Genomic DNA, 13,750 nt, shown 5'->3' on the forward strand with positions numbered 1-13,750 from the left:
ATTTGTACAAATTCACGACCATACCATTTTGCTTTGTATTTTATCATTTCAATGAGTTTTCCCCAACCGATTTCATGAATGCTGCGACTTATGCCTCTTTGTTTTATCATTCCACGAATATTTAGTGTTTCCATGGCGATGAATTTGTAGTGTTTGACTATATTATAGGATATTTTATGGTAATAGTCGTTTACACGGTTATTTTTATGTTGTATCCATTTATGGAGCTTTGTTAGTGTTTTTTTCCAGTTGGATCCACCTTCTTTTTGGCGTGCCAATTTCTGCTGATAATAACGTATTCTTCCATTAATCCTTTTCAAGTCAGGCTTAGGAATGACTTTAAAGTCACTAAAAGTTAAAAAGTCTGTAAGTCCAACATCAATGCCTACGTATAGTCCTTTAGGGAATTGTTCTCGTGGTTGTATTTTTTCTAGTTCATAGGCTATGCATACAAACCATCGTCCGTTTTCTTTAAGTATGGTTGCTTCTTTTATTTTTCCATCGATGTCTCTTTTATGTTTGACTTCAATGAATCCCATTTTATTTAAGCGAAATTTATTTTCCTCCCATCTTAAAGAACCTTTGATTCCATCTTTAGTTTTGTAGTCATTGTTTCTAAGCGTAATGGAACGTACGGGATTTTTTTTAAGTGATTTAAAATTCGGACGACCAGTCCTATGACTATAATATCCATTATAAGCTTTGATTAGTCTGTCTGTAGATGCTTGAATACATGTAGATTCAGCTTTTTTTAAGAATGCTTTTTGATCTCTGAGGGTTTTAACAATATTTTGTGTGTATGTGCGGTCGACTTTCCATTTTTCACCAATGGCAAATTCTTTAACGAAGTTTTCACGGTAAATACTGTATTCCAATGTTTTATTGAATACATAACCTGCTGCACGCAAATTAAAATTCAATTCCCTTTCTAAATCCTTATCAGGGACAAATTCAATTTTATCAGTCAAAATAAAAGTCTCAACACACATATAAATCTAAACCACACCAAATCACATATAAAAAAAAACAGCTTTAAAAATATATGATTTACACAAAAAAATATCTTTTAATAGATAAACACCTGAAAAAGACATTTTTTCCCACATTTTTTTCCAAAAATGAAAAAAAAATCATATAAAAACTGTTTTTTCTCTATACACAAATATATATCATATTTAATACATAGAGTTTTTCCAAGAGCATTTGATAAGTAATATTTAAAAAATAATTAACCCAAAAAAAATAATTTCATATCCATAAAGTGCAATTCATCTCCGGCTTAAAGAAGCCGGAGAATTCTTGCACAATAATGTTAAAAAAAAAAGTAAAAAAAATGAGTTATTTTAAAAATAACTCCTGAAGACTTATTCTTCATCTTCTTCTTCGGATTCTTCTCTTTTTTCGAATTCGTCAACAAAATTGACTTTGGTAATGTCTTCTATGTTATCCCAGATATCTTTAGCTATTCTGAATCTTGCAAAGGTAATGTCCATGTAAGATTGTTGATCGAATTTAGCCATTTCATCCAATTTAATGTTTGCAACACCATCAACGATGTCGATTTCGGTTTTGTCGATGTCGACGTTAGGATTGGAGTAGTGTAATTCAATCATACTTTTGATTTTTTCATCGTTGTCTTCGATGATTTCACATACTTCCACATCGTAAACTAAGTCTCTTCCAGCTAATTCGTGGTTGAAGTCAACTTTTACTCTTCCGCCGTTTACGGTTAAGATTTTACCGGTTGCACCTTCGGATTGGATTTTCATACCTGGAACAGGGGTCATGCCTTGTCTTTTGAATTCTCTCATAGGTACTAATTGGATTAAAGAGGAATCCCTTTGACCAAATCCGTGTTCAGCGTCCACTTCAATAGTTTTTTTCTCTCCTGCTTCTAATCCTTTAATAGCTTCTTCGATAGCAGGTAATAAGTGGTTTCCACCTACAACGATTGGAATTGGTTTGTAAGTTTTGTTTTCTTCGAAAATTCCAGCTTCTTGTGCAATTTCATCAAAAGTAGTGTCGAATACGTCATCAGTTTCTTTTATTTTACCAGTAAAGTTTACTCTTACAAAATCTCCGTCATTTATTGCCATAATAATAGCTCCTTATAATTTTGATTAAATAAATTTGTTAATAAATATAACATTATAAATTTTAGTTACCATTACTTATTAAAGTTTTGTTTATAATATAAAAAAATAAAAAAATGATGGGAAATGTAAAAAAATAAAATTAGAATGGAAGGCTCAGGTACCTGTTGTGAAGAGAGTAGGTATGAGTATTCCAGTTGTTGATTTGGCCCAGGTAATTGCCGTAACCTATCGGATCGCCCACAATCCAGGTGTTTCCAATCAGCACCTGAGTCCAAACATGTCCGAATCTGCCGTCACCAAATGTGCAACTTCCATGAACATATCTTGCATGGAAACCTGCTGTCCTATACATTGCAATCAGCAGATGTGCCTGGTCAACGCAATTGCCGCTTTGGGAATTCAATGTTCCAAGAGACCCTTTATGAGTGTCATAATAGTAATCATAGGATATGTAATCCCTTACATAATTAAAGATTGCCTTTGCCTTGTCAATCTTATTTGTCAGACCGCTGGTTAATGATTTTACCAATGATTTGATTTTCGCACTGTTGACCTTGCAGTGGCTGGATGATTTAAGGTATTTGCTTAATGCTGAAACAGTATTTTTTGTATTAAGACCGCTTCCGTACTGTGAAACCTTGACGTTTACTGAGTGGGTTGTGGAAGTCGGAAGGAAATTGTTGTTTCCCATAAACTCAACATAAACCTTATATGGTCCGTATGGAGCATAGGCCCGGATTGTTGCATATCCGTTTGATTTTGTTTTGCCGTAGTAAATTTCCCCATCAATGCTAAGTTCAATATTTCCTCCTGAGATAGGTTTTCCATTTAAATCTGTCAACAAAACCTTAAAGGACTGTGAAGAATCCTTGAATGAGGTTCCTGATTTCCATGTAAGTTTGCAGTTGTCCCTTTCAAAAACGCTTATATTTAAAGAACCTGAAATTCCGTCTACGCCAAATCTGGAACCTGTTTTATAATCAACTGTGTAATTTCCGATTTCAAGATCAATAGGAACGGAAGCTATTCCTGCATTGTCAGTGACGGTTGAATATTGCTGACCGTCAATATTGAGTGTGACTGACCTTTTGATTAAAGGAACGCCACCTGCAGTCAGGATAACCCTCAGCGGAGAGTCTGACCCGTAACCTAATCTTGATGGTCCCTTGACAGAGAGTTTGGAATCAGTCGTATCGAGAACTGTGACAATATCTGATGTTTTTGATGATTTGAAAAACTTGTTTCCGGCATAGGAATATTCAACTTTAAAAAGCCCCTTGCCGATAGATGCGAAATTGAAAGTTATTTGTCCGTTGCTGTCTGTTTTTTTAGAGTATGATTTTCCGTTGACTTTTATCTTGATTGTCTTACCGGACTTTGAACTGTCCCCCAAACTTGTTGTGAATTTGATCTTAACCTTTTTGGTGTCGTTGGGGAGGAATGTGTAGTAGTAATCGTCAGTAACCAGTTTTGTGGTTGCAATTTTAAAAACCCTGATTGTATTGGTCCTTGTGGAACCATCCTTGTTGTAGCTGACTATTTTATATGTGCCTTTTTTGAGATTTTTCAATGACAGAGTCGCCTTACCGTTTGAATTTGTCTTGACCTTGTAGGTTTTGCCTTTTATCTTGAACTTTACGTACTGCTTTGATAAAGCCTTGCCGTTGCTTTTATAGAATTTTGCAGAAAACTTTTTGCTGTCTCCTGCGACCTTTTTCAAATCGGATGCTGCGATTGTGGGAAGAATCTTAAATGATGTGGCCAGCTGATAACCTGTTACCGGATTGTATGCGACAACTTCATATGTTCCGGGTTTCATGTTTATGTCCATACTCACTACGCCCTTGGAGCTGGTCTTTTTTGAGTATGATTTTCCGTTTACTTCCACATTTACAAGCATGTTTGCCAAAGGATTTCCCAGAGAGTCATGAAATGTTGCTGTGTATTTTGTACTACCCTTATAGTATTTTGTAATGTCTTTTGCCTGAACAGTCGGCAATACCTTGACCTGAGATGTCAGTGTTGAGTTTTCATAGGAATCATCGCCTGCAAAATATGCAGTTACGGCATATGTTCCAGGAGTTAAATCCATCATGACACTTGCAACACCCTCATCATTTGTTTTGGCACCATAAGAAACTTCATTTATGGTAAAAGCAATGATTTTGTCGGCCAATGCCTCATCAGAATTTGAATCTTTTAAAACCACACTGTAATTTCCATCCTTATATACATTGTCAGATTGTGAAATTAACTGAGTATGATTTTTAGAATTGTCATTTAAGGACTCAGATTGCTCAAAAAATGACAAGCCTGAATCCATGTTTTCAGTTTGATAGGTGGTGTTTTCGCTTAAAGCGACAGTTTCATCTGTGCCGTTTATCCCCTCTGCATTAATTGCACCTACAGATAAAAACAGAACAACACCTAAAATCATAAGATAAATCGATCTATTGTTTAAAATAATTAGCCCCCACAAGGTGTTCATTTAAAAATTTTAATTTCATATTATATTTTTCTAAAAAATGATTATAAATATTTTTGCAGAACTCGCACACGGATACACAGCAGTTATATCCAACTTATGAATTCATATAGATAAAAATTTCATAATTACCGGATTACTTATCAAATGCTCTCGGTAAAAAACTAATAATTAATATGAACATAAAATTTATCAATGTACAAGAGAGGAGCAGTTAACTTACCCCTTCATGGAGGGCATCCGCCAAGATGGCTATTTACAAGAATGGTTGACCTGTCAGGAGCACTGGCTTCAGTAATCATTGAAGAATACAGCATAGAGGAATTCTTAAACAGAATATCCAATCCATACTGGTTTCAGGCGTTTTCATGCGTTTTAGGATTTGACTGGCACTCCTCCGGAACCACAACAACCACCCTTGGAGCCCTTAAGGCATCACTTTCACCCGAAGAGCATGGAATCTATTTGACCGGAGGCAAAGGTGCCAAATCAAGAAGAACACCGCAGGGCATCGAACATGCCGGAGAGGTGTTTAACCTCAAGACAAAAACAACAGAAAAGCTGGTTGAAACAAGCAGACTGTCTGCTAAAATCGACAACTCATGTATTCAGGACGGCTACACATTATATCAGCACAATTTCTTTGTAACAGAAAAGGGAGACTGGGCCGTTGTCCAACAGGGACTGAATACAGAAAACAAATATGCCAGAAGATATCACTGGCTGGGATCAGAAGTTGATGATTTGCTGAATGACCCCCACAGTGGAATATCCTGTGACCAGATGACTCCAAACACATTGAACATGCCATCTGAGGAAAGCAAGGAAGCTCAAAAAATAAGCGTTGACCTCATAAATGACAATCCGAATCACTTAAGACAGTATTTTAAACGAAAAGACAATCAGCTGCTTTTAGAAGACTTCACATTACCACCACACCACCCTGTTTTGGACATGGACATTTCAGACAAGGAATTTGAGGTTTTAACAAAAGCCTGGGAAATTCAGCCCGAAAACTATGAGGAATTAATACTGCTTCAGGGAATCGGCCCTAAAAAAATAAGAGCTCTTGCATTGATATCCGATCTTGTTTACGGAGAGCCTGCAAGCTGGAAAGACCCTGTGAAATACAGCTTTACACATGGAGGAAAAGATGGCTTTCCATATCCCGTTGACCGCGAAGTTTATGACAATTCCATCGAAACCATAAGGGATGCCCTTGACCAGGCACGCATAAAAAAAGAAGAGAAATTAAGAGCCATCAAAAGGCTCGACGATTTTATATCCTAACGGTTTTCATCGTGAATATTAACGTTTTTTCCATGAGCTGTCGGAATGACCTCGAGTACAGGATTTTCAAATTCCAAATCGAATTCCTTACCGTCCATCAGCAGATGCTGGAAAACAGCCAGTGAGGAAACTTCAGAATGAGGCTGGGTTGTAACAGACACATTCCAATCGGCAGCCTTATAGACCTTTCCCGGAACTTTGGAACCTCCTACAACAATCAAAATATCAGATCCGTCCTCACGAATTTCAGGAGCGACCTCATGAGCCTGGGATCCATACATTGTAAGATGAACGACCTTACCACCATTCTTTTTCCATTCATTGATAACACCCATATAGCCTTCGCAGTATTCTATTTCAAAATTACCTCCAAATCTTGAGGCAGTGTCACGGACATTTTCCATAAGCTTGTTGTCTCTCTCGCCGGCAAGGTAAATTTTGCTGGCTCCAAAGGCACGTGCTGTCAAACATACATGGGTTGTAATCCTGGTATCTCTTTTTAATCTGTGGTCCAATCTTAAAACATTAACATTCATAATATCATTAATAGATTAAACCTGAAAATATATAACGATTTCTGAAAATTGGATGAGAAAAACCATAGTTAATATGAATTTTGAACGGTGAATTAGATTTTTAAATAGTATGGAAGTGGGAGAGTTATGGTTAATCTCATCAATACTAATTATTATTGCCATAATATATAAAATAATGCTTTTTATGACTTCAATATTGATTTAAACTTGTAAAAAAGAGTTAAATATAGAATAACGCAACGGCCATGAACAGCAATGACATCAGACGGCCAACCTCATTGCTCATACCCAGCACATCACCATTTGCCAGAACGAAGTTTCTCCTTGCAATCACTGCAATTACGATTCCGCTTGCAATGGCTCCAATAACACCTGCCAAACCTGCAACGTTGCCCAGAAGGTATGCAATTATGCTTATCAGTATTGTTGATGTGAGATAATTCAAAATGTTGGTTTCCCTTATAAAATAGCTTCCGATACCCGGTGTCAGCGGCTTGGACAACAGTGCTGTTGTCAGAAGTGAAGTTTTAGCGGACATTTCACAGATTACAATTCCCAAAATAAAATTGTAATCCAAAATGTTATATAAACCTGCTACAGTCAGACTGGCGACCAGAAACAGGGTGGCCATCCCTCCGGCGCCAACTGAGGAATCTTTCATTACACGTATCTTTTTTTCAGGATCCCCATGAACCATGACTCCGTCGGCCATATCCATTACCCCATCAAGGTGATTGTATCCTGTAATAATCATTAAAAATGCATAGACAATAGCGGCTGCGAAAAATGAGTTCAGATGCAGAAATTCAAGAGATACGTAACCGCAGACGGCTGCCAGAATCCCAACAAAAATGTGCAGAAAAGGCCAGCACCATGTCAATTTTGTCATGTACTCGATTGATGTGAATACCTTAATCGGAAGTATGGTCGAAAATGTCAAAAGACCCAAAAGTGACCTTATCGGTGAGAATTCCTCATCTTCAAAATAATCGTCATTTTCCATAGTTGTTCCCCAAATCAATTAAACTTGCTTTGAATTATATTATGTCCAACTTACTATATAATTAGGTTGTAAACTCAAAAAGCTATTCCACAAATATTCGAGACACACACCCTGCAATCAAACCTGCAAAGGCATCGTCCAATATCTCAGGCAACCCATAGATTATTCCTGGCTTGGCATCAATGTATCTTTTAAAATTAAGAGTGCCTTTTGTTCCTGCAATCTGATTGGCAACAGCGATACCGAATATCTCATCGGAGTAAAAACCGTCATCAACATTCAATTCACTTATGCGATTGGCTGCCAAATCCTGCTGCAATCTTATGGCGGCCGAAATCAGTGCAATCACATTAACATCTGCCAAGGACTTTATGATTTCTGATTCAAGCTTTGATTCAAGCTCGCCGGTGATTTCATCTTCACCAACCAGCCCCATTCCGGCTTCAACCAAATCACCAATAAGAATGCCCTCGGAGACCAAATAGTCAAGTATTCCGAAAGTCAAACCCATCTTTTCAAATGCATCCTCCAAACTTATCTCAATAGCCTCTTCAAGATTAACCTTAAACTCGCCAAAATCAAGTTCATCATAATCTGCATTGTTGATATCCAGACTTTCCCCCTCTACATTGACATTGCACAAAACAGCTAAAAAATCATTTGTGTTCAGGATATTGCCAATATGAAACGGCAGCGCCATATCTGAAAGGACCCTTGCCTTGATATTTGTAATTATTTTAAATATTTTAAGCAAGTCCTTCGGAGACAAAACACGGTCAATGTGGACAACATGGCTAATGGTAATTCTTGCATCAGCAAAGCCTTTGGATGAATTTGCAACCTTCAAAAAATCCGTAAAGTCTTCAATTTCAACATCACTAGAAATGAATGTGAATATAGTCAAATCACCATAGGAATTTTCAAAATAATCCAAACTGTCGGTTGCCTGTGCAATATACGCTCCCCGAGACTGATTAAATCTTTCTGCACGTTTGGCGCATGATTCAAATTCATCCTTGGCTTTCAAAACATTGACATTCTCAACAATATCAATTCCGTCACTTACCGTAAAGTCACTGAATGCCAGAAAGTGGTTCGGATTTGAAATGCACATTCCATAATCCTTTTTTGTAACATTGATTTTAGCTGCCATAATATAACCGTCGAATTTCAATACATATAATATATTAATTATTTAATTTAAAATTTATATTAATCAGACAGGAGTTATTATCATGACAATTATTATTGACCCGCAATCCAGCGGAATAGCTGGAAATATGATTATCGGAGCTTTAGTTGATCTTGGAGCAAATTCCGATGACATAAAGCAAATCATGGAAAAGTCCGCAGAGGATTTCGGAAAAGTTAAAGTGACATTTGACAAGATTACAAAACATGGAATAGACTCAACATTCTGCCATGTCGAAATGCTTGAGCACAAGCACTCAATAAACTATCCCGAATTCATCGAAAAAATAAAAAGCCTTGATTTGGATGAAAAGGTCAAGGAAACATCCATCAAAGTCTTTGAAAGAATAGGATTGGCAGAATCCAAGGTCCATGGAAAAAGCCTGGAAGAAATTCATTTTCATGAAGTCGGAACAAGTGATGCAGTTGCAGATGTAATCGGGTCAATATATGCATTCTATTCACTTAATCTTGACAACCAAAAAATTATAGGCCTACCCATAGCAGTCGGAGGAGGAAGGGTGAAAACCGCACATGGAACAATTCCGGTACCGGCACCTGCAGTTGTGGAAATCCTTAAGGATGCAAAAATGATTGGAGGACCGGTTGCAAGCGAACTTGCAACCCCAACAGGATGTGCAATATATGCAGAGATATGTGACGAGATAAGAGAATTCATCCCACTCGTAAAACCTAAAAAAGTCGCTTATGGAGCAGGAAGAAAGGATTTCGACCACCCGAATGTTTTAAGAATAATTGAAAGCTCAGACATTACAGAAAGCGACATGATAGATGTTATAGAAACAAATCTCGATCACCTGACCGGTGAGGAAATCGGATATCTCTTTGACACTCTGCTTGATGCCGGAGCCAGTGACGTATCCGTCACACCAATAATCATGAAGAAAAACAGACAGGGAAGCCTTTTAAAAGTGATTTGCCCTAGAAAAAATCGTGAAAAAATAATTGAAATAATGTTTAAGGAAACTGGAAGCCTCGGCATTAGGATAGCTCCAAACCTCCACAGAGGAACAGCGAAAAGAGAATTCATCAAAAAAACATTTGAAATTGAAGGCAAAAAGTATGAAGTCACTTTTAAAATAGGTTATGTGAACGGTGAAATAATATCCGAAAGACCGGAGTATGAAGATTTAAAAAGAATAGCAAAAGAAAGCGGCCTTGCACTGAGGAAAGTCAGGGAGATGATTAGATGAAAAAAGCCATTTCAGTACTGTCAGGAGGCCTTGACTGCACCGTTGCAACAAGCGTTTATGCAAAAGATTATGAAATTCATGCAATAACATTCAACTATGGTCAAAAAGCATTCAAAAGAGAATTGAAAGCCGCAAAGGAAATCTGTAAAAGAATGAACTGGACACACGAAGTAATTGACCTTGACTGGCTTTCAAAAATTAGTACATCAAGTTTAAATACCTCCGAAGATATTCCCGAAGTTTCACTTGATGATTTGGACGATTATGATAAAAGCAGCGAAAGTGCGCAAAGCGTTTGGGTTCCTGCAAGAAACATGGTGTTTACATCCATTGCAGTTTCCTATGCCGAAAGCATAGGTGCAGAAATAATAATCGTCGGATGGGATGCCGAAGAGGCCGCCACATTTCCGGACAATTCAAAGGAGTTTCTGGAAACCTTCAATGAACTGATAAATGTGGGATCACCAAAAAATATAAAAATTGAAGCACCGGCAATTGATTTGAATAAGGAGGAAATTGTTGAATTAGGAGTTGAACTCGGTGCCCCAATGGATTTGAGCTATTCATGTTATAAAGGAACAGACAAGCAATGTGGCGTTTGTGAAAGCTGCATGAGGCGCAAACGCGCATTTGAAAAATTGAATATTAAGGATTTAAGTGAATACGAAGTTTAATCGTACTCATTCAAATCATCTTTCCAGTCACTTTCATCCAATTTACGATTAGCCCTCACATAATCAGCAGCCCTTGTAATTGAACTATATACATTTTCATATCCCCTGGCGGACTTTTCATAATTCGCAACACGTGACTTGTGAATTCCCAAACTTCCCGCTTCACCGTATGAATCGATGTCCGCTCCGATGAAGATGAATTCCCAGTCATGATTTTCAATCATGGATTTAATTTGGGATTTTTTATATTCTACAGATGCATTTTCAAGTCCATCAGTCATTATGACAAAAAGGACCTTGTTTTTGATTTCTTTTTCCAAATCAACGACTGTTTTTCCGATGGCGTCCAAAAGTGCTGTTGTGCCCCCGACACGATAGTCATCATGTGTTAATTGCCCCACTTGATCGATTGGTCTTCTTTTATATACTAGTTCATAGTCATGGTTGAAAAATACGGTTGTTACTTTTGTGTTTTCATCCTTTGATTTTTGCTCGTCGACAAATGAGTTGAATCCTCCAATTATGTCCTCCTGTGAACCATACATTGATCCGCTTTTGTCGATTACGAATACCAAATCAAGACTTGTTTCAGCTGGCCTGGTTATTTTCATTTTTTCACTTCCCATTTGGTGTTAATATGAATTTTTTATAATAAGTTATAATTAACTTATACACATTATTATAACTGTAATAGTATATAAACTTATCTGTAAAAAAAAATACAAAAAAATAAATGAAAAAAAAGAGTAAAATTATTCCAAATATTTTAAAATTTCTTCACCATCTTCAGAAAGCCTGTAAATACGGCCTTTCCTGATTTCAGGATTGATACATACAACTAATCCCAATTCACCAAGATAAGATAAAACATTTGAAATATGATTTTGCAAAATATTGCAGTCGGCTGCAAGCTGACTTGGCATTTTTGGCTTTTCACCAAGAGACTTTAAAATCTTAACCCTATAAGACGACCGGGCAACAGATTTAACGAATTCCTCATCCATGCTACTCACCTCTAAAGTTTATTTCCACAATTTGTACAGAATTTAGAATCTTCAGCAATAGAAGCGCCACAGTTAGGACATGTAAGTTCATCATCAAATCTTGCTCCACAGTTTATGCAGAATTTAGAATCCAAATCTGCCCTGGAACCGCATTTCTGACAATATTTAAAATTACCGTTGCTTTCATTTGATGAAGGATTGAATTCCTCTTTTGGAGTTGGAACATCACTTAAAACAGGCGTGGAGTAAAAATCCTTCTGATTTTCAATTTCATAAATAAGCTCATTCATAACCGCAATCCTTTTGGAATCGGACGGATGAGTTGAAAAAAAGTCATGGCTGTTGGGATTTCCTCCGGCCATAGCCTGCCAGAATGACGGAATTGATGAAATGTCATATCCTGCCCAATGGATAATCATCATACCAAGTTTATCCGCTTCGAGTTCCTGGTCCCTTCCCCAGGGATTCATTAGGAAATACTGGGAACCTATGCTTGCAACATTTGTTGCGGCTCGTGTAAGGTTACCTATTCCTCCCAAACCCACCAGGTCAAGTGCGAAACTTCCTATCCATGCGGCAGACGTGATAGCATTTTGAGCATTTTGAGCACTCATACGAGTTCTGGAGTGGTCTAAAAGAGCATGAGCCATTTCATGACCCAAAATAAATGCAACCTTCTCTTCTGTGTCTGCAACAGAAAGAATGCCTGAAAACATTACGATTTTACCGCCAGGCATGCAGAAGGCGTTTACAGTATTGTCCTGAACCAAATGAATATCCCACTCATAATAGTCATGAGTATAATCGCTGCATCCGATTTGAGCCAGATAGTTTTCAACAGCTTGAATTAATCTAACAGCGACACCCCTTACAATTTGTCCGTTTTGAGTGTTGTCCAGAAGTGTTGCCTGATTGAGCATTCCATAATATTCCCTGAAGGAATCTTCAAGGAACTTATCATCGTTTACCATATCAAAATGTGATCTTCCAGTAAAAGGATTGATTTTGCTTCTATCATCTTTTGCCATATAATAATATATTGTTAATTTGTGCATAAAAAGTTTTTTAATATATTCCAAACATATACAAAATTATGAAAAAAATAGTGATAATCTTATCAATAGCAATTCTGCTCATATCCTGTTCATACGCCGCATCCGCAACCGTTGAAATCAATGATGTTAGTTTCAAAATACCTTCAAAGTACCAGGGAGGGGAATTGAAAAACGACAAATACAAATTGGACAATAACTTTTCAATAGAATGCATTGACGACAATATACCTAATTCAATTGGTCTTTGGGCAAGAGAAAAAGATTTCTCACAGGATTTGAATATAGAAAACCATCCCGTCAGACATTTCTGCCAGTACAACAAGTATGTAAATGGAAATCACTCCCATGCATATTTCGCATCCGGAAACTCCATCTACGAAATTGCTTGGGTCGGTGAGGAAATCACATCAGATATTGAAAAGTTGATTAAAAACACCCCTTCAAGTAAAATAGATGATGATTCGTTTTATAATCTTTTAGATGAATCCGTGGATATATACAAGAAGGGAAAAATTGAACAGGATAAATTAGATGCTGAATACAATTACATGGAAGCAATGCACCAGTCACAATTAAGACAAAAAGCTGAACCGGACAACACTGACCTGAACAGAATATTGCTCATGTATTATAATCAAAAATAAAAAAAAGACTTGTTTTAATATTTAAAACAAACACTTGTTAGAACTGACCACTTTTTGATTCAAAAGTAATTCTTAGTACCTAAAATATATTACATCAAACAATAAGTATATAAATTTATACTAAACTAATTAAGTATAATTTATTATACTAAATCCATTAAGTATATTTTTTTATACTAGTAAAACAAATATATATTATAGTGATTTGCATGAATTCAAAACCTTTATTTTTACATGACGACTTAGATGAATATTTCTACAACAGAAAAAATGATATAAAAAAATTAAAATACCAAATAAATTCATTAAACTACTCTTTACCCCAGCAAATACTATTAACAGGATATAGAGGTGTAGGAAAAACTTATCTTCTAAAAAAAATAATGACCGAAATAGAATCAAATATCATATGCACATATATCGACATAGCACAAATTTATGCACAAGAAGAAGATGAATTAACAAAAGAAACAGTTCTTATTGAACTTCTAAAAGAAATGAACCAAAACATACAAGCAAATAACTATAAAAACAAATACAAAGCAAAAATAAAGTCGG

General features: G+C 36.5%; 14 protein-coding genes. 5 read left to right on the forward strand and 9 right to left on the reverse strand.

Annotation, left to right across the window (positions count from 1 at the left end; translation table 11 throughout):
• The 3 genes from ACKI2P_RS12095 to ACKI2P_RS12105 form a co-directional block, all read right to left on the reverse strand.
• A partial coding sequence (locus ACKI2P_RS12095) for an RNA-guided endonuclease InsQ/TnpB family protein (RefSeq protein ID WP_407377867.1) occupies window positions 1-968 on the reverse strand: 968 nt, incomplete at its 3' end.
• Window positions 969-1,364: 396 nt separating this feature from the next.
• Window positions 1,365-2,096, reverse strand: a complete 732-nt coding sequence (locus tag ACKI2P_RS12100; RefSeq protein WP_407377868.1) for a peptidylprolyl isomerase — start codon at window positions 2,094-2,096, stop codon at window positions 1,365-1,367.
• 139 nt (window positions 2,097-2,235) lie between these two features.
• On the reverse strand, window positions 2,236-4,533 hold the full coding sequence (locus ACKI2P_RS12105) for a transglutaminase domain-containing protein (RefSeq protein ID WP_407377869.1): 2,298 nt from the start codon (window positions 4,531-4,533) through the stop codon (window positions 2,236-2,238).
• A gap of 243 nt (window positions 4,534-4,776) precedes the next feature.
• Between ACKI2P_RS12105 and ACKI2P_RS12110 the strand changes: the two genes are divergently transcribed.
• Window positions 4,777-5,871 carry a DUF763 domain-containing protein gene (locus tag ACKI2P_RS12110; RefSeq protein ID WP_407377871.1) on the forward strand — a complete coding sequence of 365 codons (1,095 nt, stop codon included), beginning with the start codon at window positions 4,777-4,779 and terminating at the stop codon, window positions 5,869-5,871.
• Here ACKI2P_RS12110 and ACKI2P_RS12115 read toward each other — a convergent pair.
• The 3 genes from ACKI2P_RS12115 to ACKI2P_RS12125 all read right to left on the reverse strand — a co-directional run bounded on the left by ACKI2P_RS12115 (window position 5,868) and on the right by ACKI2P_RS12125 (window position 8,563).
• Window positions 5,868-6,410, reverse strand: coding sequence for a tRNA (cytidine(56)-2'-O)-methyltransferase (locus ACKI2P_RS12115; RefSeq protein WP_407377887.1), 543 nt, complete (start codon window positions 6,408-6,410; stop codon window positions 5,868-5,870). The genes ACKI2P_RS12110 and ACKI2P_RS12115 overlap by 4 nt on opposite strands.
• Before the next feature lie 217 nt (window positions 6,411-6,627).
• Window positions 6,628-7,410 carry an adenosylcobinamide-GDP ribazoletransferase gene (gene cobS / locus ACKI2P_RS12120; RefSeq protein ID WP_407377872.1) on the reverse strand — a complete coding sequence of 261 codons (783 nt, stop codon included), beginning with the start codon at window positions 7,408-7,410 and terminating at the stop codon, window positions 6,628-6,630.
• A gap of 82 nt (window positions 7,411-7,492) precedes the next feature.
• Window positions 7,493-8,563 carry a phosphatidylglycerophosphatase gene (locus tag ACKI2P_RS12125; protein ID WP_407377874.1) on the reverse strand — a complete coding sequence of 357 codons (1,071 nt, stop codon included), beginning with the start codon at window positions 8,561-8,563 and terminating at the stop codon, window positions 7,493-7,495.
• An 82-nt stretch (window positions 8,564-8,645) separates the two neighbouring features.
• Between ACKI2P_RS12125 and larC the strand changes: the two genes are divergently transcribed.
• Together larC and queC are read left to right on the forward strand one after the other, a co-directional pair.
• Window positions 8,646-9,815 (forward strand): nickel pincer cofactor biosynthesis protein LarC, encoded by a 1,170-nt coding sequence (gene larC / locus ACKI2P_RS12130; protein ID WP_407377875.1) that lies wholly within the window; start codon window positions 8,646-8,648, stop codon window positions 9,813-9,815.
• Window positions 9,812-10,489, forward strand: a complete 678-nt coding sequence (gene queC, locus ACKI2P_RS12135; protein ID WP_407377877.1) for a 7-cyano-7-deazaguanine synthase QueC — start codon at window positions 9,812-9,814, stop codon at window positions 10,487-10,489. Before larC ends, queC begins: the two co-directional genes overlap by 4 nt.
• Here the strand turns inward: queC and ACKI2P_RS12140 are convergent.
• The 3 genes from ACKI2P_RS12140 to ACKI2P_RS12150 all read right to left on the reverse strand — a co-directional run bounded on the left by ACKI2P_RS12140 (window position 10,486) and on the right by ACKI2P_RS12150 (window position 12,521).
• Window positions 10,486-11,115, reverse strand: coding sequence for a vWA domain-containing protein (locus tag ACKI2P_RS12140; protein ID WP_407377878.1), 630 nt, complete (start codon window positions 11,113-11,115; stop codon window positions 10,486-10,488). The genes queC and ACKI2P_RS12140 overlap by 4 nt on opposite strands.
• Before the next feature lie 126 nt (window positions 11,116-11,241).
• A complete protein-coding gene (locus tag ACKI2P_RS12145) occupies window positions 11,242-11,493 on the reverse strand; it encodes an ArsR family transcriptional regulator (protein WP_407377880.1) in 252 nt (83 codons plus the stop codon).
• An 11-nt stretch (window positions 11,494-11,504) separates the two neighbouring features.
• The gene (locus tag ACKI2P_RS12150) at window positions 11,505-12,521 is read right to left on the reverse strand and encodes a M48 family metallopeptidase (protein WP_407377882.1); all 1,017 of its coding nucleotides are present in this window, start codon (window positions 12,519-12,521) and stop codon (window positions 11,505-11,507) included.
• Window positions 12,522-12,586: 65 nt separating this feature from the next.
• Here ACKI2P_RS12150 and ACKI2P_RS12155 point away from each other — a divergent pair, with 65 nt between their 5' ends.
• Both ACKI2P_RS12155 and ACKI2P_RS12160 read left to right on the forward strand, forming a co-directional pair.
• Window positions 12,587-13,192, forward strand: coding sequence for a hypothetical protein (locus ACKI2P_RS12155; protein WP_407377883.1), 606 nt, complete (start codon window positions 12,587-12,589; stop codon window positions 13,190-13,192).
• Window positions 13,193-13,401: 209 nt separating this feature from the next.
• The coding region (locus ACKI2P_RS12160; protein ID WP_407377885.1) for an AAA family ATPase at window positions 13,402-13,750 on the forward strand (349 nt) is incomplete at its 3' end.

Source organism: Methanobrevibacter sp., from assembly GCF_045541095.1.
Taxonomy (GTDB): domain Archaea; phylum Methanobacteriota; class Methanobacteria; order Methanobacteriales; family Methanobacteriaceae; genus Methanocatella.